The 24066-nt window shown below is 69.0% G+C and carries 22 protein-coding genes; 12 read left to right on the forward strand and 10 right to left on the reverse strand.

All coding sequences use genetic code 11. The annotated features are described in order from the left end of the window. Positions 1–48: 48 nt before the first annotated feature. From FG99_RS05730 to phoB, 4 genes are all read right to left on the reverse strand, one after another. Positions 49–1362, reverse strand: coding sequence for a C4-dicarboxylate transporter DctA (locus FG99_RS05730; RefSeq protein ID WP_043268081.1), 1314 nt, complete (start codon positions 1360–1362; stop codon positions 49–51). A gap of 486 nt (positions 1363–1848) precedes the next feature. Then, entirely contained in the window at positions 1849–3189 is a 1341-nt protein-coding gene (locus FG99_RS05735) for a hemolysin family protein (protein WP_043268083.1), read from the reverse strand. Between the two features lie 70 nt (positions 3190–3259). After that, entirely contained in the window at positions 3260–4555 is a 1296-nt protein-coding gene (gene phoR / locus FG99_RS05740; RefSeq protein WP_009614188.1) for a phosphate regulon sensor histidine kinase PhoR, read from the reverse strand. 39 nt (positions 4556–4594) lie between these two features. After that, entirely contained in the window at positions 4595–5284 is a 690-nt protein-coding gene (gene phoB, locus FG99_RS05745; protein ID WP_009614187.1) for a phosphate regulon transcriptional regulator PhoB, read from the reverse strand. A 246-nt stretch (positions 5285–5530) separates the two neighbouring features. On the opposite strand from phoB, the gene FG99_RS05750 reads away from it, so the two are divergent. Next, positions 5531–5896: a COG4315 family predicted lipoprotein gene (locus tag FG99_RS05750; RefSeq protein WP_009614185.1), complete on the forward strand. Its 366-nt coding sequence runs from the start codon at positions 5531–5533 to the stop codon at positions 5894–5896. Between the two features lie 100 nt (positions 5897–5996). On the opposite strand, the gene ubiA is transcribed toward FG99_RS05750, so the two are convergent. The 3 genes from ubiA to glcC all read right to left on the reverse strand — a co-directional run bounded on the left by ubiA (position 5997) and on the right by glcC (position 8332). After that, positions 5997–6887: a 4-hydroxybenzoate octaprenyltransferase gene (ubiA, locus tag FG99_RS05755; protein ID WP_009614183.1), complete on the reverse strand. Its 891-nt coding sequence runs from the start codon at positions 6885–6887 to the stop codon at positions 5997–5999. A 28-nt stretch (positions 6888–6915) separates the two neighbouring features. Then, positions 6916–7473, reverse strand: a complete 558-nt coding sequence (locus FG99_RS05760) for a chorismate lyase (RefSeq protein ID WP_043268085.1) — start codon at positions 7471–7473, stop codon at positions 6916–6918. Between the two features lie 85 nt (positions 7474–7558). Then, positions 7559–8332 (reverse strand): transcriptional regulator GlcC, encoded by a 774-nt coding sequence (gene glcC, locus FG99_RS05765; RefSeq protein WP_043268087.1) that lies wholly within the window; start codon positions 8330–8332, stop codon positions 7559–7561. A gap of 251 nt (positions 8333–8583) precedes the next feature. On the opposite strand from glcC, the gene glcD reads away from it, so the two are divergent. The 10 genes from glcD (at position 8584) to FG99_RS05815 (ending at position 18206) form a co-directional block, all read left to right on the forward strand. Continuing rightward, positions 8584–10083 carry a glycolate oxidase subunit GlcD gene (glcD, locus tag FG99_RS05770; protein ID WP_043268089.1) on the forward strand — a complete coding sequence of 500 codons (1500 nt, stop codon included), beginning with the start codon at positions 8584–8586 and terminating at the stop codon, positions 10081–10083. Further along, complete coding sequence (glcE, locus tag FG99_RS05775) at positions 10083–11162, forward strand: glycolate oxidase subunit GlcE (RefSeq protein WP_043268091.1); 1080 nt, start codon at positions 10083–10085, stop codon at positions 11160–11162. The genes glcD and glcE overlap by 1 nt, the downstream gene beginning before the upstream one ends. 13 nt (positions 11163–11175) lie before the next feature. Next, positions 11176–12402, forward strand: coding sequence for a glycolate oxidase subunit GlcF (glcF, locus tag FG99_RS05780; RefSeq protein WP_043268093.1), 1227 nt, complete (start codon positions 11176–11178; stop codon positions 12400–12402). A gap of 4 nt (positions 12403–12406) precedes the next feature. After that, positions 12407–12808, forward strand: coding sequence for a heme-binding protein (locus FG99_RS05785; RefSeq protein ID WP_043268095.1), 402 nt, complete (start codon positions 12407–12409; stop codon positions 12806–12808). 30 nt (positions 12809–12838) lie between these two features. Continuing rightward, positions 12839–15016, forward strand: a complete 2178-nt coding sequence (locus tag FG99_RS05790) for a malate synthase G (RefSeq protein WP_043268097.1) — start codon at positions 12839–12841, stop codon at positions 15014–15016. Positions 15017–15459: 443 nt separating this feature from the next. Beyond that, positions 15460–15627 (forward strand): rubredoxin, encoded by a 168-nt coding sequence (locus tag FG99_RS05795; RefSeq protein WP_009614173.1) that lies wholly within the window; start codon positions 15460–15462, stop codon positions 15625–15627. Between the two features lie 174 nt (positions 15628–15801). Continuing rightward, positions 15802–15969, forward strand: coding sequence for a rubredoxin (locus tag FG99_RS05800; protein WP_009614171.1), 168 nt, complete (start codon positions 15802–15804; stop codon positions 15967–15969). A gap of 71 nt (positions 15970–16040) precedes the next feature. Continuing rightward, positions 16041–17195, forward strand: a complete 1155-nt coding sequence (locus FG99_RS05805; protein ID WP_043268099.1) for an NAD(P)/FAD-dependent oxidoreductase — start codon at positions 16041–16043, stop codon at positions 17193–17195. A 197-nt stretch (positions 17196–17392) separates the two neighbouring features. Further along, positions 17393–17665, forward strand: coding sequence for an HU family DNA-binding protein (locus FG99_RS05810; RefSeq protein ID WP_009614168.1), 273 nt, complete (start codon positions 17393–17395; stop codon positions 17663–17665). A gap of 136 nt (positions 17666–17801) precedes the next feature. Beyond that, positions 17802–18206, forward strand: coding sequence for a helicase (locus FG99_RS05815; protein WP_043268101.1), 405 nt, complete (start codon positions 17802–17804; stop codon positions 18204–18206). Between the two features lie 409 nt (positions 18207–18615). Here the strand turns inward: FG99_RS05815 and FG99_RS05820 are convergent, their stop codons facing one another. The 3 genes from FG99_RS05820 to FG99_RS05830 form a co-directional block, all read right to left on the reverse strand. Then, entirely contained in the window at positions 18616–20016 is a 1401-nt protein-coding gene (locus FG99_RS05820; protein WP_009614164.1) for an aminoacyl-tRNA deacylase and HDOD domain-containing protein, read from the reverse strand. A 93-nt stretch (positions 20017–20109) separates the two neighbouring features. Continuing rightward, the gene (gene recG, locus FG99_RS05825; protein WP_043268103.1) at positions 20110–22185 is read right to left on the reverse strand and encodes an ATP-dependent DNA helicase RecG; all 2076 of its coding nucleotides are present in this window, start codon (positions 22183–22185) and stop codon (positions 20110–20112) included. Beyond that, a complete protein-coding gene (locus FG99_RS05830; protein WP_009614159.1) occupies positions 22182–23114 on the reverse strand; it encodes a hydrogen peroxide-inducible genes activator in 933 nt (310 codons plus the stop codon). The genes recG and FG99_RS05830 overlap by 4 nt, the downstream gene beginning before the upstream one ends. Positions 23115–23208: 94 nt before the next feature. Here FG99_RS05830 and FG99_RS05835 point away from each other — a divergent pair, with 94 nt between their 5' ends. Further along, positions 23209–24066, forward strand: a complete 858-nt coding sequence (locus FG99_RS05835; protein WP_043268105.1) for an NAD-dependent epimerase/dehydratase family protein — start codon at positions 23209–23211, stop codon at positions 24064–24066.

Raw genomic sequence — 24066 nt, forward strand, 5'->3', positions numbered from 1 at the left:
TTAAGGCGCGCGCCGCGCCTGTTGGAGCGGCGCGCGCGGCGGCTGTCGTCAGCCGCGCAGTTCGCCCTTGCCGGGCGTGGCGACCAGGGTCTTGTTCGCCCCGGGTTCGCCGTTGAGTACCGAACGTGTGCGTTGCAGGTCGATGTCGTTTTCCCAGCGGGCGATGACCACGGTGGCGACGCAGTTGCCGATCAGGTTGGTCAGCGCCCGGCCGATGCCCATGAACCAGTCCACCGAGAGCACCAGCACCAGGCCCGCGGCGGGAATCGCCGGCACCGCGGCGAGGGTGGCGGCGAGGATCACCAGGGCCGAGCCGGGGATGCCGTGGGCGCCCTTGGAGGTCACCAGCGACACCAGCAGGATGGTCAGCAGGTCGCTGATGGCCAGCGGCGTGCCGGTGGCATGGGCGATGAACACCACCGCCAGGGTCAGGTAGATGGAGAAGCCGTCGAGGTTGAAGGAGTAGCCGGTGGGAATCACCAGGCCCACGGTGGAGCCGCGGATGCCCATGTTCTCCAGCTTGCGCATCACCTGCGGCAGCACGGCGTCGGAAGAGGCGGTGCCGAGGACGATCAGCAGTTCCTCGCGGAAGTAGCGCAGGAACGGCCGCAGACGCACGCCGCTCAGGCGCAGCACGGTGCCCAGCACCAGGCATACGAAGAGGATGCAGGTGAGGTAGAACACCAGCACCAGCGCGCCCAGGTGGCTCAGCGACTCCAGGCCGTAGCGGCTGGTGGTGAAGGCCACGGCGCCGAACACGCCCAGCGGCGCCAGGCGCACGATCATGCCCATGATGCGGAAGACCACGTGGCTGAACTCGTTGACCAGCCGCGCCACGCCGCTGGCCTGCTCGCCCACCAGGTTCAGGGCGCTGCCGAACAGCACGGCGAACACCAGCACCTGGAGGATGTCGTTGTTGGCGAAGGCACTGAACACCGAAGTGGGAATCAGCCCCATGATGAAGTCCACCGGCCCGTGAATGTCCTTGGTGTGCGCGGCGTAGGTCGCGGCATCGCCGGCGGAGAGGCCGTTCAGGTCGATGTTGGCGCCGTTGCCCAGGCCGCTGCCGTAGGCCACCAGCAGGCCGAGGAGCAGGGCGATGGTGGTGAGGATCTCGAAGTAGACCACCGACTTCAGGCCGATGCGCCCGACCTTCTTCAGGTCGCCGGCGCCGGAGATGCCGTTGACCACCACGCAGAACACGATGAGCGCGATGAGCATCTTGATCAGCTTGATGAAGCCGTCGCCCAGGGGCTTGAGCTGGGACGAAAGCTCCGGCAGGCCGACACCGAACAGCACGCCGAGGGCCAGGCCGAGCACCACTTGCAGGAAGATCGAGCGGGAACAGCGGTGGATGAGCATTGAAGGTCTCCGTTGTCTGCGCCCGTCCGCATCCACGGGGGAGGGCTGAGGCGCGCAGTTATTGTTCTGGTATTACCGGTCAGACCAGTGCAACTTATGCCCATGTGGCGCCGCTGGCAAGAGCGAATGCGGCGATGGGGCGACGAGTGGTTTTGGGGAGTGGCTTTTGAGTAGGGCGTGGAAGCTCTAGGACGGAGCTTCCAACGGGCTGCTGGGGGTGGGGATTTTTTAGCGGGCGATGGGAGAGGGCATGTGGGTGGAACGCAACTGGTCAGGCCGGTGTGTAGGCCATCCCGATCGCGGACGGAGTCCGCTCCTACACCTTCCGACAAACCCAACACCCGTAGGATGGGTTGAGCGAAGCGATACCCATCACCGCAACAGCATGGGTTTCGCAAGCTCAACCCATCCTACGAAAAGCGCCCCGGTGCAGTGGACAAGACGGTCGCTCCTACGAAAGGCGCCTCGGCGCAGCTGGCAGCCGCGTCAGTCCAGCTTGACCACCTTGGCCAATACGATCTTCGGACCCTTCATCTTCTTCACGATGATGCGCAGGCCTTCGGCTTCCAGCACTTCTTCCTCTTCCGGCACGCGCTTCAGGGTCTCGTAGACCAGGCCGGCGAGGGTGTCCGCCTCGATGTGGTCGAGGTCGATGCCCAGCAGGCGCTCCAGCTTGAACAGCGGGGTGTCGCCGCGCACCAGCAGCTTGCCCGGCTGGTAGGCGAGGATGCCGCGCTCGGTCTTGCGGTGCTCGTCCTGGATGTCGCCGACCAGCACTTCCAGCACGTCTTCCATGGTCAGGTAGCCGATCACCTTGTGGTCGGCTTCCTCCACCAGGGCGAAGTGCGCGCCGCCCTGGCGGAACTGCTCCAGCAGGCGCGACAGCGGCATGTGCTTGGTCACCAGTTCCAGCGGGTGGGCCAGTTCGTCCAGGTCGATGGTTTCCGGCTGGCTGTCGGTGGTCGCCAGCTCCAGCAGCAGGTCCTTGATGTGCAGCAGGCCGGTGAACTCGCCCTTCTCGGCGTCGAACACCGGGTAGCGGCTGTACTTGTGCCGGCGGATGGTCGCCAGCACGTCGGCCAGCGGCGCGTGGCGCTCCAGGTAGACCAGGTCTTCGCGGGAGTTGGCCCAGTCCACCACTTCCAGCTCGCCCAGTTCCACCGCCGAGGCCAGCACGCGCATGCCCTGGTCGCTGGGGTCCTGGCCGCGGCTGGAGTGCAGGATCAGCTTGAGCTCCTCGCGGCTGTAGTGGTGCTCGTGGTGCGGCCCCGGCTCGCCCTGGCCGGCGATCTTGAGGATGGTGTTGGCGCTGGCGTTGAGCAGCCAGATGGCCGGGTACATCGCCCAGTAGAACAGGTACAGCGGCACCGCGGTCCACAGCGACAGCAGCTCCGGCTTGCGGATCGCCCAGCTCTTGGGCGCCAGCTCGCCGACCACGATGTGCAGGTAGGAGATGATGAAGAAGGCGCTGAAGAAGGATACGCCGCGGATGATTTCCTCGGAGTGCACGCCCACCGCGGCCAGCAGCGGCTCCAGCAGCTCGGCGAAGGCCGGCTCGCCGACCCAGCCCAGGCCCAGGGAGGCCAGGGTGATGCCCAGCTGGCAGGCGGAGAGGTAGGCGTCGAGCTGGTTGTGCACCTTGCGCAGGATGCTGCCGCGCCAGCCGTGCTGCTTGGCGATGGTCTCCACGCGGGTGGCGCGCAGCTTGACCATGGCGAACTCGGCGGCGACGAAGAAGCCGTTGAGCAGGACGAGGAGAAGGGCGAAGAGTACGAGGCCGAAATCGGCGAAATAGGTCAGCAATTCGCTACTGGGGGAAGGGTCCATGGTTCTGTTGGCTGATGAATGAGCGGGTAAGCATGGCGGCAGCGTGCGGCGCTGGCAAGATGACCTTGGTTCAGGCGACCTGCTGCCGCGGGAAGTGGCAGACGAAGCTGCTGCCCTTGCCCGGCACGCTGCTGATGTCCAGGGTGGCGCGGTGGCGGATCAGCACGTGCTTGACGATGGCCAGGCCCAGGCCGGTGCCGCCGGTGCTGGCGTTGCGGCTGGAGTCCACGCGGTAGAAGCGCTCGGTCAGGCGCGGCAGGTGCTTGGGGTCGATGCCGATGCCGCTGTCCTGCACCGACAGGTGCGCGCCCTGCTCGTCGCCCCACCAGCGGATGCGGATCTCGCCGCCCTCGGGGGTGTACTTGACCGCGTTGAACACCAGGTTGGAGAAGGCGCTGCGCAGCTCGGCCTCGCTGCCCTTGAGTTTCACCCTGGGGTCGGCCTCCAGGCTGATGCGGTGCTCGCGGGCGCCGGACAGCGCCTGGGCGTCGTTGCGGATGGCCAGCAGCATCAGGTCCACCGCCACCGGCTTGTTGTCCGCCGGGTAGTCGGTGGCTTCCAGCTTGGCCAGCAGCAGCAGGTCGTTGAGCAGGCCCTGCATGCGCGCGGCCTGCTGCTGCATCTGCTGCAGGGCGCGGGCCCAGCGCGGGTTGATGTTCTCGGCGTTGTCGAGGAAGGTCTCCAGGTAGCCGGCGATCACCGTCAGCGGCGTGCGCAGCTCGTGGGAGACGTTGGCGACGAAGTCCTTGCGCATCTGTTCCAGACGCTGCACGCGGGTCACGTCGCGGACCAGCATCAGGTGCTCGCCGTTGCCGTAGAGGGTGATCTGGAACTGCAGCAGCAGCTTGTCGTCCACCGGCGAGGGCATGTCCAGCGGCTCCTGGTAGTCGCCGCGGGCGAAGTATTCCTTGAAGCGCGGGTTGCGGATCAGGTTGGTCACCGCCTGGCCGCCGTCCTGCGGGCTCTTCAGGCCGAGCAGGCGTTCGGCGGCGAGGTTCCACCACTCCAGGTTGCCGTCGGCGTCGAGCATGACCACCGCATCGCGCAGCGCCGCGGTGGATTCCTGCATGCGGTCGATCACCGCCTGCAGGCGCCCGCGGGCGCGCTGGTTGCGCCGCTGCAGGTGGTAGATGCTGTCGAACACCTCGCCCCACAGGCCGTAGCCGTCCGGCGGCGGTTCGTCCTCGCGGTGGTTCTTCAGCCATTTGTGCAGGCGCAGCACCTGCCAGAGGGTCCAGCCGAGGTAGACGCCCAGGCAGCCTGCCAGGGCCCAACCGTATTGCCCGCTCACCGCGCCGATCAGCGCGGCGGCGACTATCAACAACAGCAGATGGCGGATCAGGGCGCCACGCCAGTCTTGGTTCACCAGGTCCTTTCCTTGTGAATATCAGGCGCGGGGGCGCGGTCAGCTCTTGGTGGAGAAACGATAGCCGGTTCCGCGGACCGTCTGCACCAGGTTCTCGTAGACCTCGCCCAGGGCCTTGCGCAGGCGGCGGATATGCACGTCGACGGTGCGTTCCTCCACGTAGACGTTGCCGCCCCACACCTGGTCCAGCAACTGGCCGCGGGTGTAGGCGCGTTCCTGGTGGGTCATGAAGAACTGCAGCAGGCGGTACTCGGTGGGGCCCATCTCGGCCGGCTTGCCGTCGATGGTGACGCGGTGGCTGATGGGGTCGAGCAGCAGGCCGCCGACCTCGATCGGCGTCTCGCTGTCGCCGGCGCCGGTGCGGCGCAGCACGGCCTTCAGCCGGGCCACCAGCTCGCGCGGCGAGAAGGGCTTGGTGATGTAGTCGTCGGCGCCGACCTCAAGACCCTGGATCTTGTTGTCCTCCTCGCCCTTGGCGGTGAGCATGATGATCGGGATGCCCTGGGTCATCTCGTCGCGCTTCAGGCGCCGCGCCAGCTCGATGCCGGAGGTGCCCGGCAGCATCCAGTCGAGCAGGATCAGGTCCGGCTTGCGGTCGACGATGGTGGCGTGGGCCTGCTGGGCGTTTTCCGCCTCCAGGCATTCGTAGCCGGCCATCTCCAGGGCCACGGCGATCATCTCGCGGATCGGCGCTTCGTCGTCAACGATGAGGATTGTCTTGCCAACCATGGTCTTGCCTCGGGAATTCTGTACTGCGCCGCATTAGATAACGGAATTATTACAGCGATGTGACGCGGGCATGTTAGCCGAGGCAGGCGCCCGGCGGGGAACGGGGCGCTCTACTATGCTGTCGTGACCGCCCTGTTCCGGGCGGCCCCATGCGCGCCACCGGGGCCGTTGTGACGGCCTGCCCGACCTGCCGCCGTTCCCGCCGCGCCTTCCTTGCGAGTCCTACCTCAGAAGAGGAGATTCACGATGAACTGCAAACACCTGGCGCTGGCCCTGGGCCTGGCGCTGCCGGCCCTGGCGGCGCAGGCGGCGGAACCGGCGATGACCAAGAACGGCATGCTGGTCGATGCCAAGGGCATGACGCTGTACACCTTCGACAAGGACAGCGGCGGCAAGTCGGTGTGCAACGACAAGTGCGCGCAGAACTGGCCGCCCCTGGCCGCCGAGACCGGCGCCATGGCCAGCGGCGACTGGAGCGTGATCACCCGCGACGACGGCACCCAGCAGTGGGCCTACAAGGGCAAGCCGCTGTACACCTTCGTCCAGGACAAGGCCGCGGGCGAAGCGAAGGGCGACGGCAAGATGAACGCCTGGCACATCGCCAAGCCGTGATACGGAAGGGATCCGTGTAGGAGCGGGCCCTGCCCGCGATTCGCGCGCAGGGCGCGCTCCTGCAGGGAGCCGTTTCTTGCCCGTAGGGTAGGCGCCCGGATCAGCGCAGCGCGTAATCCACCACGGTGCCGACGAAGATCGCCAGGCCCGCCCAGTGGTTGTGCAGGAAGGCCTTGAAGCAGGCCTGCGGGTCGCGGTCGCGGGTGGAGTGGAATTCCCAGGCGAAGCAGCCGGCGGCCACCGCCAGGCCGGCGTAGAACCACAGGCCCATGTGCAGCTTGCCGGCGGCCAGCACCAGCAGCAGGAGCATCAGGCCCTGCAGCGTCAGGTTGATCACCCGGTCGGCGTCGCCGAAGAGGATGGCGGTGGACTTCACCCCGATCTTCAGGTCGTCCTCGCGGTCGGTCATGGCGTAGTAGGTGTCGTAGGCCACCGTCCATAGCACGTTGGCGAAGAACAGCAGCCAGGCCGCGGCCGGCAGCGTGCCGCTGGCGGCGGTGAAGGCCATGGGGATGCCCCAGGAGAAGGCCGCGCCCAGCACCACCTGCGGGTAGTAGGTGTAGCGCTTCATGAAGGGATAGAGCGCGGCGATGGCGGCGCCGCCGAAGGACAGCCAGATGGTCTGCTCGTTGGTGCACAGCACCAGCACGAAGCTGCTGGCCAGCAGGGCGAAGAAGGCGATCCAGGCCTCGCTCACGCTGATCTTGCCGGTGGCCAGGGGCCGCGCCTTGGTGCGCGCCACGTGGCCGTCGAAGTCGCGGTCGGCGAAGTCGTTGATCACGCAGCCGGCGGCGCGCATCAGCACGGTGCCGAGGACGAAGATCACCAGGTTCTTCAGGCTGGGCAGGCCGCCGCTGGCCATCCACAGCGCCCACAGCGTCGGCCACAGCAGCAGGTAGATGCCGATGGGCTTGTCCATGCGCGTCAGCAGGATGAAGTCCCAGGCGCGGGGGTGCAGGCGGGCGAGGGGTTTGATCAGGGCGGCGAACATGGCGGGCTCCGGCGGTCGACCGGAGGGATTATACGGCCTCGATTCCGGCTGCGCGCCACAGGCGCGGCAGGAACACCTCGGCCACCAGCACGCCCAGGCGCTCGCGGCGGAAGCACGAGCGGCGGCCCCAGAGCAGCGCGCGGCGCACCTCCAGCGGCAGGAAGGGCGCGGGGTACAGGCACACCTCGATGACGTCGCGGCGGAAGGCGCTGTCGCTGAACAGCAGCTCGCCCAGGGAGCGGCTGCCGAGCTGCGCCAGGTCGAAGCCCGAGGCCTCCAGGGCCGAGCGCGGCGCCACGCTGCGGGCGAAGACCCACGGCTGGCCGTGGCCGCGCAGGTAGACCTCGCGCACCCAGCCCTGGCTGTGGCTGGGCACGCCCAGCGCCTTGCATTCGTCGTCGCGCAGCACCTGCCAGCCCTCGGCCAGCGGTTCGACGCTGAAGGCGCCTTCGGCGAGGGCGGTGAGGCGGCGGGTCAGGGAGCCCTGGTCGAACAGCCAGTCGTGCACGGCGGGCTCGACGTTGGCCGGCAACTGGTCTTCGTTGAGCCAGTTCGGCAGAGGTACGGAAAGGTCGGACACGGGAATTCAACGCTGACGTAGGACCGCCGCAGGGTACCACGGAACGCCGATCGTTAGCCTGCGACCTATCGCCCCGAGCGCCGCCCGCGGCTCATTCCCAGCCCTGCAGGCGCATGGTGGCGCGGACCAGGCGCTGCTCCTCCTGCTCGATCTCGCGCAGGTTGTCGCGGATGCTGTGGATATGTTCGCGGGCGGCGCGCTGGGCCTGGTCCGGCAGGCGTTCGACGATGGCGTTGTACAGGCGCGTGTGCTGGCGGTCGATCTGCCGCTTCTGCACCGGCCGGTGGTAGAGGTTGTTCACCGAGGCGAACACGGTGCTGAGCATCAGTTCGCTGAGCGACTGCAGGGTGTGCACCAGCACCGGGTTGTGCGAGGCCTCGCTGATGGCGCGGTGGAAGGCGTGGTCGCGGCGGGCGTGTTCGCGCGGGTCCGGCGGCGGCGTCTCGCTCTGCGCCAGGAGCATTTCCTCGTAGCGGCGCTTGAGCAGGATCAGGTCGGCGTCAGTGGCGCGCAGCGCGGCCAGGCGCGCGGATTCGCCCTCCAGCAGGGCGCGCACCTCCAGCAGGTCGTAGAGGGTGCGTGGCTGCGAGGCGAACAGGTGCATCAGCGGCGTGGCGTCGTTGGCCCGGCTGAGGTCGGCGACGAAGGAGCCGCGGCCCTGCTCGGTGTCGATGATGCCGCGCCCGCGGAGGATGCGCAGGCCCTCGCGCAGCGCCGAACGCGAGCAGCCGAGCTTGTCCACCAGGCGCCGCTCCGAGGGCAGCGCCTGGCCGACCTTGAGCACGCCGTCGACGATCAGCCGCTCGATGCGCTCGGCCACCTGGTCGGCCACCCGGGCGCGGGTGGCCGTGCTTTCGCCTTCCATTCGTCCTCCAACTGGTCCTACCAGTTCGAATGTCTGGCGCCACTGTAGACCACCAGGAGCGCTTTGATAAGGCCGCTGAACGGCATCTTGGCCAAAAGCCCAGGGACTAAACTGGTAGGACCAGTGCTGCGGCAACTGGACGCAGGGCCGCCCGGCGGTCCAGTCTGCGCCGACCTGAGACCCGTCAGTCCAGCAGCCGTCCGGCCCGCCGGGCGGCGCCACCCATAAGAAAAACCACCGTGTGAGACCCGATGAACATCCTCTACGATGAGCGCCTCGACGGCGCACTGCCGAAGGTGGACAAGGCCGCGCTGCTCGCCGAACTGCGCGCCGCGCTGCCGGACCTGGAGATCCTCCACGAGGCCGAGGACCTGCGCCCCTACGAGTGCGACGGCCTCTCCGCCTACCGCAGCACGCCGATGCTGGTGGTGCTGCCCGAACACGTCGAGCAGGTGCAGGCCCTGCTGCGCCTGTGCCACCGCATGCAGGTGCCGGTGGTCGCCCGCGGCGCCGGCACCGGGCTGTCCGGCGGCGCGCTGCCGCTGGAGCAAGGCGTGCTGCTGGTGATGGCGCGCTTCAAGCGCATCCTCGAAGTGAACCCCGAAGGCCGCTACGCCCGGGTGCAGCCCGGCGTGCGCAACCTGGCCATCTCCCTGGCCGCCGCGCCCCACGGCCTGTACTACGCGCCGGACCCGTCGTCGCAGATCGCCTGTTCCATCGGCGGCAACGTCGCCGAGAACGCCGGCGGCGTGCACTGCCTGAAGTACGGGCTGACCGTGCACAACCTGCTCAAGGTGGAAATCCTCACCGTCGAAGGCGAGCGCCTGACCCTCGGCTCCGACGCCCTCGACAGCCCCGGCTTCGACCTGCTGGCGCTGTTCACCGGCTCCGAGGGCATGCTCGGCGTGGTGGTCGAGGTGACCGTCAAGCTGCTGCCCAAGCCGCAGGTGGCCAAGGTGCTGATGGCCAGCTTCGACGACGTCGAGAAGGCCGGCCGCGCGGTGGGCGACATCATCGCCGAGGGCATCATCCCCGGTGGCCTGGAGATGATGGACAACCTGTCGATCCGCGCCGCCGAGGACTTCATCCACGCCGGCTACCCGGTGGACGCCGCGGCCATCCTGCTGTGCGAGCTGGACGGCGTGGAGTCCGACGTGCACGAGGACTGCGAGCGCGTCGACGCCGTGCTGCGCAAGGCCGGCGCCACCGACGTGCGCCTGGCCCGCGACGAGGAAGAACGCGCCAAGTTCTGGGCCGGGCGCAAGAACGCCTTCCCGGCGGTGGGGCGCATCTCGCCGGACTACTACTGCATGGACGGCACCATCCCGCGCCGCGAGCTGCCGCGGGTGCTCAACGGCATCGCCGAGCTGTCCGACGAATACGGCCTGCGGGTGGCCAACGTGTTCCACGCCGGCGACGGCAACATGCACCCGCTGATCCTCTTCGATGCCAACGTCCCCGGCGAGCTGGAGCGCGCCGAAGCCCTGGGCGGGAAGATCCTCGAACTCTGCGTGGCGGTGGGCGGCAGCATCACCGGCGAGCACGGCGTGGGCCGCGAGAAGATCAACCAGATGTGCGCCCAGTTCAACAGCGACGAGCTGACCCTGTTCCACGCGGTGAAGGCCGCCTTCGACCCGCAGGGCCTGCTCAACCCGGGCAAGAACATCCCGACCCTGCACCGCTGCGCCGAGTTCGGCGCCATGCACATCCACCACGGCCAGCTGCCGTTCCCGGAACTGGAGCGCTTCTGATGGACAAACAGCACTTCGACCCCCGGGCCGGCCACGACCGCAGCGCCGAGCTGCTCGAACAGGTGCGCCAGGCCCTGGCGGAAAAGACCGCCCTGGCCATCCGCGGCGGCTCCAGCAAGGCCTTCCTCGGCCGCTGGGTGGAAGCCCGCCCGCTGGACGTGGCCGGGCACACCGGCATCGTCTCCTACGACCCCACCGAACTGGTGATCACCGCCCGCGCCGGTACCCCGCTGCGCGAGCTGAACGCCGCGCTGGATAGCGCCGGGCAGATGCTCGCCTGCGAGGCGCCCTGCTTCGGCGAAAACGCCACGGTCGGCGGCATGCTCGCCGCCGGGCTGTCCGGCCCGCGCCGGCCCTGGGCTGGCGCGGTGCGCGACTTCGTCCTCGGCACCCGGCTGATCAGTGGCCTGGGCACCCACCTGCGCTTCGGCGGCGAGGTGATGAAGAACGTCGCCGGCTACGACCTGTCGCGCCTGCTGGCCGGCAGCTTCGGTTGCCTGGGCGTGATCACCGAGGCCTCGTTCAAGGTCCTGCCCAAGCCACGCTGCCGCATCAGCCTGCGCCAGGCCATCCCGCTGGAGCGCGCCCTGCTGCGCCTCGGCGAATGGGGCCAGCAGCCGCTGCCGCTGAGCGCCGCCGCCCACGACGGCGAGCACCTGTACCTGCGCTTCGAAGGCAACGAAGGTTCGGTGCGCGCCGCCTGCGACCGCATCGGCGGCGACGCCCTGGACGACGCCTGGTGGGACGACCTGCGCGAACAGCGTCTGGACTTCTTCCGCGACCCGCGGCCGCTCTGGCGCCTGTCGCTGCCGGCGCTCAGCGCGCCGCTGGCGCTGCCCGGCGAGCAGCTGCTGGACTGGGGCGGCGCGCAGCGCTGGCTGAAGTCCGAGGCCAGCGCCACGGAAATCCGCCAGGCCGTGAGCGCCGTCGGCGGCCACGCCAGCTGCTTCACCCCGGGCCACGTCGACGAGCCGCTGCACCCGCTGCCGGCGCCCCTGCTCAAGCTGCACCGCTCGCTGAAGCGCCAGCTCGACCCGCAGGGCATCTTCAACCCCGGGCGCATGTACGCCGACTTCTGACGCGGATAGACCTATGCAGACCAACCTGAGCGAAGCGGCCAAACGCCTGGCCCACGCCGAGGAAGCCGAACGCATCCTGCGCAGTTGCGTGCACTGCGGCTTCTGCAACGCCACCTGCCCGACCTACCAGGAGCTGGGCGACGAACTGGACGGCCCGCGCGGGCGCATCTACCTGATCAAGCAGTTCCTCGAACAGGACCAGGTCAGCGAGAAGACCCAGGAACACCTGGATCGCTGCCTGACCTGCCGCAACTGCGAAACCACCTGCCCCTCCGGCGTGGAGTACCACAAGCTGCTGGACATCGGCCGCGCCGCCATCGAAGTCCGCGTGCCGCGCCCGCTGGGCGAGCGCCTGCTGCGTGGCGGCCTGCGCGCCATAGTGCCGCGCCCGGCGCTGTTCAAGGCGCTGGTGAACACCGGCGAGGCGTTGCGGCCGATCCTTCCCGTGGCCCTGCGCAGCCACTTGCCGCGGGCCATCGCCCCGGCCGGCGTGCGCCCGGCCCAGCGCCACCAGCGCCGCGTGCTGATGCTCGAAGGCTGCGTGCAGCCGGCGCTGTCGCCCAACACCAACTCGGCCACCGCGCGGGTGCTGGACCGCCTCGGCATCAGCATCACCGCGGCGGCCCAGGCTGGCTGCTGCGGCGCCGTGGACTACCACCTCAACGCCCAGGACACCGGCCTCGACCGCGCCCGGCGCAACATCGACGCCTGGTGGCCGGCCATCGAGAACGGCGCCGAGGCCATCGTGCAGACGGCCAGCGGCTGCGGCGCCTTCGTCAAGGAATACGGCTACCTGCTGCGCGACGACCCGCAGTACGCGGCCAAGGCCAGGCGCGTCAGCGAGCTGGCCAAGGACCTGGTGGAAGTGATCCGCGCCGAACCGCTGGAAAGCCTCGGCCTGAACTGCGACCAGACCCTCGCCTTCCACTGCCCCTGCACCCTGCAGCACGCGCAGAAGCTCGGCGGCGCCGTCGAGGCGGTGCTCAAGCGCCTGGGCTTCAACCTCACCGCGGTGCCGGACAGCCACCTCTGCTGCGGCTCGGCCGGTACCTATTCACTGACCCAGCCGGAACTCTCGCACAAGCTGCGCGACAACAAGCTGGACGCCCTGGAAAGCGGTCGGCCCGACCTGATCGCTACCGCCAACATCGGCTGCCAGACCCACCTCGACGGTGCCGGACGCACCCCCGTCCGGCACTGGATCGAACTGGTCGACCACGCCCTCAGCACCGGAAACTGACGCCATGCAAAGCAAAGCCGTACTCACCCAGCAGGAAGTCACCCGCATCCTCGCCGCCGCCCGCGCCGAGGCCCAGGCCAACCAATGGGCAGTGGCCATAGTGGTGGTGGACGACGGCGGCCACCCGCTGGCCCTGGAGCGCCTGGATGGCTGTGCGCCGGTCGGCGCCTACATCGCCACCGAGAAGGCCCGCAGCGCCGCCCTGGGTCGCCGCGAAACGCGCCTGTACGAAGAAATGATCAACAACGGCCGCACCGCCTTCCTCTCCGCCCCCGTGCTGCAGGGCACCCTGGAAGGCGGCGTGCCGGTCATCCATGACGGCCAGGTGGTCGGCGCGGTGGGTGTCTCCGGCGTGCAGGCCGCGCAGGATGCCCAGGTGGCCAAGGCCGGCGTGGCCGCGCTCTAAGCACTCGACGAAACACAGGAGAACCTTGCGATGACCCAACGAATCACCCGCCAGCGCCTACAGGTCGCCGACGTGCTGCAACGCTTCATCGAGGAAGAAGCCCTGCCGGGCACCGGCGTGCAGGCCGAGGCCTTCTGGAAGGGCTTCGACGCCCTGGTCCACGAGCTGGCGCCGAAGAACCGCGCACTGCTCGCCGAGCGCGACCGCCTGCAGACCGAGCTGGACAACTGGCACCGCGCCCACCCGGGCCCGATCCAGGACATGCCGGCCTACCGCGCCTTCCTCGAATCCATCGGCTACCTGCTGCCGGCGCCCGCCTCGGTACAGGCCACGACCGCCAACGTCGACAGCGAGATCACCCAGCAGGCCGGCCCGCAGCTGGTGGTGCCGGTGATGAACGCCCGCTACGCGCTGAACGCCGCCAACGCCCGCTGGGGCTCGCTGTACGACGCGCTCTACGGCACCGACGCCATCAGCGAGGACGACGGCGCCGAGAAGGGCAAGGGCTACAACCCGCGCCGCGGCGAGAAGGTCATCGCCTTCGCCCGCGCCTTCCTCGACCAGGCCGCGCCGCTGGCCCAGGGCAGCCACGCCGACGCCAGCGCCTACCGTATCGAGCAGGGCCAGCTGCGCGTGACCCTGGAGGACGGCAGCGTCAGCGGCCTGGCCGAGCCGGCGAAATTCGCCGGCTACCAGGGCGAGCCGCTGTCGCCCAAGGCCGTGCTGCTGAAGAACAACGGCCTGCACTTCGAGATCCAGATCGACCCCACCAGCCCCATCGGCCAGACCGACGCCGCCGGGGTGAAGGACGTGCTGGTCGAGGCCGCGCTGAGCACCATCCTCGACTGCGAGGACTCGGTGGCCGCGGTGGATGCCGAGGACAAGACCCTGGTCTACCGCAACCTGCTGGGCCTGATGAAGGGCGACCTCAGCGAAGCGGTGGAGAAGGGCGGCCAGAGCTTCGTCCGGCGCATGAGCGCGGACCGCCAGTACACCGCCGCCGACGGCTCCAGCCTGACCCTGCACGGCCGCTCGCTGCTGTTCATCCGCAACGTCGGCCACCTGATGACCACTCCGGCGATCCTCGACGAGAGCGGCGCGGAAATCCCCGAGGGCATCATGGACGCGGTGCTCACCGGCCTGGTCGCCATCCACGACCTGCAGCGCAAGGGCAACTCGCGCACCGGCAGCGTCTATATCGTCAAGCCGAAGATGCACGGCCCGGCCGAAGTGGCCTTCGCCGACGAGCTGTTCGGCCGCGTCGAGGACGTCCTCGGCCTGCCGCGCCACACCCTGAAGATGGGCATCATGGACGAGGAGCGGCGCACCAGCGTCAACCTCCAGGCCTGCATCGGCGCCGCCGCGGCGCGGGTGGTGTTCATCAACACCGGCTTCCTCGACCGCACCGGCGACGAGATGCACAGCGCCATGGAAGCCGGCCCGATGCTGCGCAAGGGCGACATGAAGGGCACGAAGTGGATCGCCGCCTACGAGCGCAACAACGTGCTGGTCGGCCTGGCCTGCGGCCTGCGCGGCCGGGCGCAGATCGGCAAGGGCATGTGGGCCATGCCGGACCTGATGGCGGCCATGCTGGAACAGAAGATCGGCCACCCGAAATCCGGCGCCACCACCGCCTGGGTGCCGTCGCCCACCGCCGCCACCCTGCACGCCCTGCACTACCACCAGGTGGACGTGCAGGCGGTACAGGGCGAGCTGCAGAAGGTCGACCTGGCCAGCGTGCGCGACGAACTGCTCGACGACTTGCTGACGATTCCAGTGGCCGCGTCCGCCGACTGGAGCGCCGAGGCGCGCCAGGAAGAGCTGGACAACAACTGCCAGGGCATCCTCGGCTACGTGGTGCGCTGGGTCGAACAGGGTGTGGGCTGCTCCAAGGTGCCGGACATCCATGACGTCGGCCTGATGGAAGACCGCGCAACGCTGCGCATCTCCAGCCAGCACATCGCCAACTGGCTGCACCACGGCGTGGTCGGCGAGGCCCAGGTGCGCGAGACCCTGGAGCGCATGGCCAAGGTGGTCGACCAGCAGAACGCGGGGGATCCGGCTTACCGCCCGATGGCCACGGACTACCAGGGTTCGGCGGCGTTCCAGGCGGCCAGCGACCTGGTCTTCAAGGGCCGCGAGCAGCCCAGCGGCTATACCGAGCCGCTGCTGCATGCCTGGCGCTTGCGGTACAAGGCGCAGCACTGAGTTCGCCCCTGGGTGTAGGAGCGAGCTTGCTCGCGAACGGAGTTTTGCCGGCTGGGGTCGGTGCGCGTCCTGAAGAGCCCCTCTCCCCAGCCCTCTCCCTGAAGGGAGAGGGGGCTAGCCCGTGCCGAGAGAAGGAATGGTTTCAGCCGGAAACTGCAGAGCTGCCGGCTGACTCTGAAATATCCGAGCACGCCGAACGGTCCCCTCTCCCTTCAGGGAGAGGGTTAGGGAGAGGGTGCGGTGCCACACCAAAACACCGACATTTCAGATGAGCGTCGTTCGCGAGCAAGCCCGCTCCTACGAAAAGCCAACCCCCACCCCCGCACCACCCATCTTTGGTTGGCCCCCAACGCCCGCCCAACCGCCCGATGGCGTCTTGGCGCACGCCGGGAATTGCGTTAGCGTGCGGCCGCAACCGTGGTAACCCGCCCGAGGGGTAGACAATGAAAAAGTGGCAATGCGTAGTCTGCGGACTCATCTATGACGAATCCCAAGGCTGGCCGGAAGAGGGCATCGCAGCGGGCACCCGCTGGGAAGACGTGCCCGAGGACTGGCTGTGCCCGGACTGCGGCGTCGGCAAGCTGGACTTCGAGATGATCGAAATCGGCTGAGCCGTCCCGGCATCCCTGCGAGCGGCGGCCAGTGGCCGCCGTTTTCGTGTCCGGCCCCGTGCTTGAGCGCTTCGCGCGCTTGGCCGGGCTGCCGCCGGGCGCCGGCAACCCTGCCCTTGGCGGGGGGCGGAAAAGTGCGCTAGGTTGCCCTGGCAACCCGCAGGAGGTTCGACGATGCGCAAATGGCAATGCGTGGTCTGTGGCTTCATCTACGACGAGGCCCTCGGCCTGCCCGAGGAGGGCATCGCCCCCGGCACCCGCTGGGAAGACATTCCCGCCGACTGGGTCTGCCCCGACTGCGGCGTGGGCAAGATCGACTTCGAAATGATCGAAATCGCCTGACAGGCCCCGCGAAACCCTGAATTCCACCGAGCCGGCCAAGCCGCTCGGTCCCGTTCGATGTGGAGAATCCAATGAGCGAGAACGCACCGCTGGTGATCATCGGCACCGGCCTGGCCGGCTACAACCTGGCGCGCGAATGGCGCAAGCTGGACGCGCAAAGCCCGCTGCTGCTGATCACCGCCGACGACGGCCGCTCCTATTCCAAGCCGATGCTCTCCACCGGCTTCTCCAAGGACAAGGACGCCGACGGCCTGGCCATGGCCGAGCCCGGCGCCATGGCCGAGCAACTGAAGGCGCGCATCCTCACCCACACCCGCGTCACCGGCATCGACCCGGGGCACAAGCGCATCTGGATCGGCGAGGAGCAGGTCGAGTACCGCGACCTGGTGCTGGCCTGGGGCGCCGAGACGATCCGCGTGCCGGTGCAGGGCGACGCCCTGGACGCCATCTTCCCGATCAACGACCTGGAGGACTACGCGCGCTTCCGCGCCGCGGCTGCCGGCAAGCGCCGCGTGCTGCTGCTGGGCGCCGGCCTGATCGGTTGCGAGTTCGCCAACGACCTGTCCGCCGGCGGCTACCGGATCGACGTGGTCGCTCCCTGCGAGCAGGTCATGCCCGGCCTGCTGCACCCCGCCGCCGCGGCGGCCGTGCAGGCCGGCCTGGAAGGCCTGGGCGTGCGCTTCCACCTGGGCCCGGTGCTCAACCGCCTGGAGCGCGCCGGCGAGAGCCTGGAGGCGCACCTGTCGGATGGCCAGGTGATCCCCTGCGACCTGGTGGTCTCGGCCGTCGGCCTGCGCCCGCGCATCGACCTGGCCGCCGAGTCGGGCCTGGAGGTCAACCGCGGCGTGGTGGTGAACCGCGAGCTGCGCACCTCCCACGCCAACATCTACGCCCTGGGCGACTGCGCCGAGGTCGACGGTCTCAACCTGCTGTACGTGATGCCGCTGATGAGCTGCGCCCGCGCCCTGGCCCAGACCCTGGCGGGCAAGCCGACAGCGGTGTCCTACGGCCCCATGCCGGTCACCGTGAAGACCCCGGTGTGCCCGCTGGTGGTCTCGCCGCCGCCCCGCGGCAGCGATGGCCAATGGCTCGTGGAAGGCTCTGGCGCGGACCTCAAGGTGCTGTGCCGGGATACCGCCGGTCGCTTGCTCGGCTACGCCCTGACCGGCGCGGCGGTCAGCGAAAAACTCTCGCTGAACAAGGAGTTGCCGGCACTTATGGCTTGAAAGTCCTTGGTTATGGCGCTTCTGTCGTGGGAATGTATCCGCAAATTGTCAGACGATACTGGCGTACCAGCCTGCGGCGTGCCATCCTCCCCCCGTCTGCCGCAGCCTAGAGCCTGTAGGGCCTGGGCCGCGGTGCCTTAGGCGCTGTTGGGAAGACAGCACGGACACAAAAACAACAAACCGTCAAAGAGGCATCTATGCGTAAACCAGAACTCGCCGCCGCGATCGCCGAGAAGGCCGACCTCACCAAAGAACAAGCCAACAAGGTGCTGAACGCGCTGCTGGATGAGATCACCGGCGCGCTGAACCGCAAAGACAGCGTCACCCTCGTTGGTTTCGGCACCTTCATCCAGCGCCACCGCGGCGCCCGCACCGGCAAGAACCCGCAGACCGGCCAGCCGGTGAAGATCAAGGCCAGCAACACCGTTGCCTTCAAGCCGGGCAAGGCCCTGAAGGACGCCGTCAACTAAGGCTGTTCCCAGCCCCGGAGCCAGAGCGGCTCCGGGCTACTCCCGCCGTTACATTTCCCTTCGAAAGTACGGATGTAGTCCTTTCGGCTAATCGCTACAATGCGCAGTCATTTGTCTCGAACGCCGAGGTCTGTGCATGAAATTCCGTCTTCTGTTGTGGTTCCTCGGCCGTATGATGGCCAAGTCCTCGCGCGACAACCCGGCCTTCCGCCAGCAGCTCGAAGGCAAGGACCTGGTGTTCCAGCTGCACAGCCTGGACGGCAAGGTCGCCCGCCACTACATCGTCCGTGACCAACGCGTCAGCGCCCGCCGCGGCGTGCACCCGCAGCCGGCCTTCGCCATCGGCTTCCGCGACAGCGCCTACGGCTTCGCCACCCTGACCTCGAAGAACCCGCAACTGGCCTTCATGCAGGGCATCCAGAACAAGGACATCCAGATCCAGGGCAACCCGGCGCTGGTGATCTGGTTCCAGGGCCTGGTGAAGTACCTCAAGCCGAAGAAGAAGGCCGCGGCCAAGGCGGTGGAGAAGGAAGCGGCCTGAGGCTGCCCTTGTCCGCTCCTCCGTTCACCGCGAGGCGCGGCATTCCCCATGTAGGAGCGCGCCCTGCGCGCGAAATCGCGGGCAGGGCCCGCTCCTACAGTTCGCTGGGATGCACGGCATTCCCCCTGTAGGAGCGGACCTTGTCCGCGATAGCCGGACATATCGGCGCGATTCGCGGATGAGATCCGCTCCTACGCTGCGCCACCCGCGGCATTCCCTGTCTTGCCGGCTGCGCCAAGGCGCTTTTCGTAGGATGGGTTGAGCTTTGGCGAAACCCATGCGGTCGTGGCGATGGGTATCGCTTCGCTCAACGCCATCCTACGGGTCTTGTGTTTGCCGGAGGGCGTAGCAGGCCCTGCCCGCGATTTCGCACGCAGGGCCCGCTCCTACAGGTCTGTCCGCAGCCAGATCAGTGCGGGCTGTTCATCTGCGAAGCCAGCTCGCGCAGCACGGCTTCGGCGTCCAGTACCTTGCGCACCGCGTCCTCGGCCCTTTCCCGGGGGATGTCCAGGCGGTCGAGCAGGGCTTGCGGCACGCCCTGCTGCGGGCCGCTGCCGATGCCGTTCTGGCGCAGCAGGCGGGTGGCCAGGCACACCAGGTTGGCGTAGGCGGCGTTGGGGCCGGCGTAGTCCGGGTCGTGCTGGAAGCGCAGCGCGGTGTAGATCTCCTCGGGCATGTCCCATGCGCGCATCAGCCAGGCGCCGATCTGCTCGCGGGTGATGCCCAGCAGGTGCTGCTCGACGAGGTTGTGCGGCACGTGCGGGTTGACCTCCAGGTGGCGGCAGATCAGCGAGAAGTGCGGCGGGAAGATGTGCGCCAGGACCAGGTAGCCGATGCTGTGCAGCAGCCCGCCGAGGTAGGTCAGGCCGGCTTCCGGGCGCTCGGCGCGGGGCACGGCGCGGGTCAGGCCCTCGATCACCGCGGCGGTGTAGATCGCCTGCTGCCAGTAGGGCGTGGCGTGCTGCGGCTGGTCCTTGGGCAGGCTCAGGGTCTTGCCCAGGGCCAGGCCGAGGGCCAGGTTGATCACCAGGTCGAAGCCCAGCACGCGGACGATGGCGTCTTCCACCGAGCGGATCTTGCCGGGCGCGGCGTAGTAGGGCGAGGCGGCCCAGCTGACCACCTGGGCGGCCAGTGCCGGGTCGGTCTCGACCACGCCGGTGATGTCGTCCACGGTGGCGTTGGGGTCCACCCGCAGCTTGATGATCTTCTGCGCGGTCTTGGGCAGCGGCGGGATCTCGATGGTCTCTTCCAGGCGCTGCTGGATGCGCCGCGCGGTGAAGGCCTGCACCGCCTGGGTGATCTCGGCGCGATCGTCGTTGGGGCGGTCGAGGTTCGGCCGGATCTGCTCCAGGGGCACGCCGAAGCGCGCCGCGCTGGCCTTCTCCAGCACCTGGCGGAAGTCGCCGGTGGCGATCTCCAGCAGGGTGCCGGGGTTGCCGGATTCGATCAGCAGCTGCGGCTCCTGCAGCAGGCGCTCGTCGTACAGGCAGGGCGAGCTGGTCAGCGGCGGCAGCGCCGGCAGGCGGCTGAGCTGGTGCTTGCCGAGCATGCGCTCCAGGCGCTCCGGCTTGATCGCCAGCAGCTTGCGCCCGGTCAGCTCGGTCAGGCGGTTGAGGTCCAGCAGCTGGTTCTGCGGGAAGAGCACCAGCAGGGTGCCCACCGAGTCTTCCAGCAGGCTCGCCTGCACGCGGCGGGCGCTGGGCAGCTGGTCGTCGTCGGGCAGCTCGCGGCAGGGCACGCCGAGGCGGCCGAGCAGCTGGAGGATGACCGATGGGGCGGGGAGGGCTTCGGCGAGTGCGGCTTCGCTCATGGGCTTTGTGATCCGGTTAGCAACTGCAGCCGGGAGTATACCCAGCGGCTATTCGTGACTGGCCAGTCATCCGACCGGTGAAATTGAAGCAGGTCACACTTGACCGTATTGCTGGCCATGTCGGAGCCAACGCTCCAGCAGCGGGCCGACGTGCTGCGGCCAGCGCGCCAGCAGGGCCTGGGCGGCGTCGCGCACCGCCGGCAGCAGGTCGGCGTCGCGCATCAGGTCCGCGACCTTGAACTGTAGCAGACCGGTCTGCCGCGTCCCGAGCATCTCGCCGGGGCCGCGCAGTTCCAGGTCGCGCTCGGCGATGACGAAGCCGTCGCAGGTCTCGCGCATGATCGCCAGGCGCTCGCGGCCGATCTGCGACAGCGGCGGGTGGTAGAGCAGCACGCAGTGGCTCGCCGCGCTGCCGCGGCCGACGCGCCCGCGCAGCTGGTGCAGCTGGGCCAGGCCGAGGCGCTCGGGGTTCTCGATGATCATCAGGCTGGCGTTGGGCACGTCCACGCCGACCTCGATCACCGTGGTCGCCACCAGCAGTTGCAGCAGGCCTTCCTTGAAGGCCTCCATCACCGTGGCCTTCTCCGCCGGCTTCATCCGCCCGTGGATCAGGCCCACGCGCAATTCGCCCAGGGCCGCGGCGAGTTCCTCGTAGGTGGTCTCGGCGGCCTGGCAGGTGAGTTCTTCGGATTCTTCGATCAGCGTGCACACCCAGTAGGCCTGGCGGCCTTCGCGGCAGGCGGCGCGGACGCGCTCGATCACCTCGATGCGGCGGCTGTCGGCGACCAGCACGGTGTTCACCGGGGTGCGCCCGGGCGGCAGCTCGTCGAGGATCGAGGTGTCCAGGTCGGCGTAGGCGCTCATCGCCAGGGTCCGCGGGATGGGCGTGGCGGTCATGATCAGTTGGTGCGGGCAGAGCCGGCCGTCGACGCCCTTCTGGCGCAGGGCCAGGCGCTGCTGCACGCCGAAGCGGTGCTGCTCGTCGATGATCACCAGGGCCAGGCGCTTGAACTTCACCTCGTCCTGGAACAGCGCGTGGGTGCCGACCACCATGGGCACGCCGGCGGCGATCTGCTCCAGTGCGGCGGCGCGCGCCTTGCCCTTGAGCTTGCCGGCCAGCCAGGCGACCTCGATGCCCAGCGGCTGCATCCACTTGCTGAAGTTGAGGTAGTGCTGTTCGGCGAGGATTTCCGTGGGCGCCATCAGCGCCACCTGGTAGCCGGCCTCCAGGGCCTGCAACGCGGCCAGGGCAGCGACCACCGTCTTGCCGGCGCCGACGTCGCCCTGCACCAGGCGCAGCATGGGTTCGGGCTGCGCCAGGTCGTAGGCGATCTCCGCGCCCACGCGCTGCTGCGCGCCGGTAGGAGCGAAGCCGAGGTTCTTCAGGAAGCGCTGCGGCAGTTTCTTCGCCGGCGGCAATTCGGGCGCGTGCTGGGCGCGCAGGCTCTCGCGCAGGCGCTGCAGCGACAGCTGGTGCGTCAGCAGTTCCTCGAAGGCCAGGCGGTGCTGGGCCCAGTGGCGGCCCTCGGCGAGCTCTTCGAGGTTGGCGTCCGGCGGTGGCCGGTGCAGGTAGCGGATGGCTTCGTCGAGCGGCGCCAGGCGGTAGTCGCGGGCCAGCTCCTCGGGCAGCCAGTCGGGCAGGCTGTTCGGCCCCAGGCGCGCCAGGGCCTGCTGGCTGAGGGTGCGCAGGCGCTGCTGGGTGAGGCCTTCGGTGGTCGGGTAGATGGGCGTGAGGGTCTGCTCCACCGGGGCCGGCGCGGCGTCGTTCAGCGCGCGGTACTCGGGGTGGTAGATCTCCAGGCCCGAGGCGCCGGGGCGGGCCTCGCCGTAGCAGCGCAGGTGGGTGCCGCGCTTGAGGCCTTCCTTCTGCGCCTGGCTGAAGTGGTAGAAGCGCAGGCTCAGGGTGCCGCTGCCGTCCTGCAGGCGCACCAGCAGGCTGCGGCGCTTGCCCATGACCACGTCGGCGCCGGACACCACGCCCTCGACCACCGCGTCCTGGCCCGGGCGCAGCGCGCCTATGGGGGTGACGCGGGTGCGGTCCTGGTAGCGCAGCGGCAGGTGGAAGAGGATGTCCTGGAGGTTCTCCAGGCCCACCCGCGCCAGCTTTTCCTCCAGCGCGGCGCCGACGCCCTTGAGCGTCGTGACCGGGACGTTGGCCAGCTCGGTCATGCCGGTTGGGCGTCGCCCTTGGCGGTCGGCCGGGCCACCGAGCACAGGCGGATGGAATCGGCCAGCACCTCGATGGCGCGCGGCCGCGGGAAGCTGGCGCGCCAGGCGATGGCCACGGTGCGCAGCGGCGCCGGCGGGGTGAACGGGCGGATCTCGATCACCCCGGGGGCGTAGTGGTGGCTGTCCACCGCCGAGAACGGCAGCACCGATACGCCCAGGCCGGAGGCGACCATGTGGCGGATGGTCTCCAGCGAACTGGATTCCACGGTGGTGTGGCGGTTTTCCTCGCCCCTGCGGGTGGTCGGGCAGGCTTCCAGCACCTGGTCGCGGAAGCAGTGGCCCTCGCCGAGCAGCAGCAGGCTCTTGTCGTTGAGCATCTCGGCGTCGATGGTCTGCCGGGCGGTCCAGGGGTGGTCGGCCGGCATCAGCACGTAGAAGGGCTCGTCGAACAGCGGCAGGGTGAGGACGTCGGCCTCCTGGAACGGCAGGGCGATGATGATCGCGTCCAGCTCGCCGGTGCGCAGCTTGTCGCGCAGGATGTGGGTGAAGTTCTCTTCGATGTACAGCGGCATCTGCGGCGCCACCCGGTGCAGCTGCGGGATCAGGTGCGGGAACAGGTAGGGGCCGATGGTGTAGATGGCGCCGACCTTCAGCGGCGAGGTCAACTGGTTCTTGCCGGCCTGGGCCAGCTCGCGGATGCCCTGGGCCTGCTCCAGCACCTTCTGCGCCTGGGCCACGATGCCTTCGCCCACCGGGGTCAGGCGCACCGCGCTCTTGCTGCGCTCGAAGATCAGCACGCCGAGCTCGTCCTCCAGCTTCTTCACGCCGACCGACAGGGTCGGCTGGCTGACGTGGCAGCGCTCGGCGGCGCGGCCGAAATGCTGCTCCTGGGCGAGCGTGACGATGTAGCGCAGTTCGGTGAGGGTCATGGCGACTAATCCGTTGAGTTGGGCCAAGCATAGCGGCTGCGCGGTTGCGAACCAACCGCGCTAAACTCCGGGGCCCTGTCTTTAGGAGGCGAAGATGCCTGCGAATGTTCTGATCGCCGGTTGCGGCGACGTCGGCAGCCGTCTCGGCCGCCAGTTGGCCGCTGAAGGTTGGCGCGTGTATGGGCTGCGCCGTGATACCGCCGCGCTGCCCGCGGGCATCCTGCCGGTGGCCGGCGACCTGGGCAGCGCCGAGTGCCCGCCGGCCTGGCCCGAGGGTGAACTGGACTACCTGGTGTACGCCGCCGCCGCGACCCAGCACGACGAGGCCGGCTACCGCGCCGCCTACGTCGAGGGCCTGCGCCACTGCCTGGGCTGGCTGCAGCAGCGCGGGCAGCGGCCCAAGCGTGTGCTGTTCGTCTCCAGCAGTGGCGTCTACGCCCAGGCGGACGGCGAGTGGATCGACGAGACCTCGCCCGCCGAGGCCCGGCAGTATTCCGGACGGATCATGCTCGACGCCGAGCGCGTGGCGCTGGACAGTGGCATCCCCGCTACCGTGGTGCGCTTGACCGGCATCTACGGCCCCGGCCGCGAGTGGCTGCTCAAGCAGGTGCGCGAAGGCTACCGGGTGGCCGTCGAGCCGCCGCTGTACGCCAACCGCATCCACGCCGAGGACGCCGCCGGGTTGCTGGCCTGCCTGCTGCGTGCCGATGCCGAGGGCAAGCCGCTGGAAGACTGCTATATCGGCGTGGACGACGCGCCGGCGCCGCTGGCCGAGGTGGTGGGCTACCTGCGCGAGCTCATGGGCGTCAGCCACTGGGCGGACGAGCAGAGCGTGCGCCGCACCGGCAGCAAGCGCTGCAGCAATGCCCGCGCCAGGGCGCTGGGCTGGGTGCCGCGCTACCCCAGCTACCGCGAGGGCTACGCCGCCATCCTCGCCGGGCGCGAGGACTGA

It is taken from the genome of Pseudomonas sp. AAC (assembly GCF_000725445.1).
In the GTDB taxonomy this organism is placed as follows: Bacteria; Pseudomonadota; Gammaproteobacteria; order Pseudomonadales; family Pseudomonadaceae; genus Pseudomonas; species Pseudomonas citronellolis.

Coding starts and splice junctions, on each gene's coding strand:
- FG99_RS05730 (WP_043268081.1), bottom strand. CDS start 1,362: ATGCTCATCCACCGCTGTTCCCGCTCGATCTTCCTGCAAGTGGTGCTC.
- FG99_RS05735 (WP_043268083.1), bottom strand. CDS start 3,189: ATGGACCCTTCCCCCAGTAGCGAATTGCTGACCTATTTCGCCGATTTC.
- phoB (WP_009614187.1), bottom strand. CDS start 5,284: ATGGTTGGCAAGACAATCCTCATCGTTGACGACGAAGCGCCGATCCGC.
- FG99_RS05750 (WP_009614185.1), top strand. CDS start 5,531: ATGAACTGCAAACACCTGGCGCTGGCCCTGGGCCTGGCGCTGCCGGCC.
- ubiA (WP_009614183.1), bottom strand. CDS start 6,887: ATGTTCGCCGCCCTGATCAAACCCCTCGCCCGCCTGCACCCCCGCGCC.
- glcC (WP_043268087.1), bottom strand. CDS start 8,332: ATGGAAGGCGAAAGCACGGCCACCCGCGCCCGGGTGGCCGACCAGGTG.
- glcD (WP_043268089.1), top strand. CDS start 8,584: ATGAACATCCTCTACGATGAGCGCCTCGACGGCGCACTGCCGAAGGTG.
- glcE (WP_043268091.1), top strand. CDS start 10,083: ATGGACAAACAGCACTTCGACCCCCGGGCCGGCCACGACCGCAGCGCC.
- glcF (WP_043268093.1), top strand. CDS start 11,176: ATGCAGACCAACCTGAGCGAAGCGGCCAAACGCCTGGCCCACGCCGAG.
- FG99_RS05785 (WP_043268095.1), top strand. CDS start 12,407: ATGCAAAGCAAAGCCGTACTCACCCAGCAGGAAGTCACCCGCATCCTC.
- FG99_RS05790 (WP_043268097.1), top strand. CDS start 12,839: ATGACCCAACGAATCACCCGCCAGCGCCTACAGGTCGCCGACGTGCTG.
- FG99_RS05795 (WP_009614173.1), top strand. CDS start 15,460: ATGAAAAAGTGGCAATGCGTAGTCTGCGGACTCATCTATGACGAATCC.
- FG99_RS05800 (WP_009614171.1), top strand. CDS start 15,802: ATGCGCAAATGGCAATGCGTGGTCTGTGGCTTCATCTACGACGAGGCC.
- FG99_RS05805 (WP_043268099.1), top strand. CDS start 16,041: ATGAGCGAGAACGCACCGCTGGTGATCATCGGCACCGGCCTGGCCGGC.
- FG99_RS05810 (WP_009614168.1), top strand. CDS start 17,393: ATGCGTAAACCAGAACTCGCCGCCGCGATCGCCGAGAAGGCCGACCTC.
- FG99_RS05815 (WP_043268101.1), top strand. CDS start 17,802: ATGAAATTCCGTCTTCTGTTGTGGTTCCTCGGCCGTATGATGGCCAAG.
- FG99_RS05820 (WP_009614164.1), bottom strand. CDS start 20,016: ATGAGCGAAGCCGCACTCGCCGAAGCCCTCCCCGCCCCATCGGTCATC.
- recG (WP_043268103.1), bottom strand. CDS start 22,185: ATGACCGAGCTGGCCAACGTCCCGGTCACGACGCTCAAGGGCGTCGGC.
- FG99_RS05830 (WP_009614159.1), bottom strand. CDS start 23,114: ATGACCCTCACCGAACTGCGCTACATCGTCACGCTCGCCCAGGAGCAG.
- FG99_RS05835 (WP_043268105.1), top strand. CDS start 23,209: ATGCCTGCGAATGTTCTGATCGCCGGTTGCGGCGACGTCGGCAGCCGT.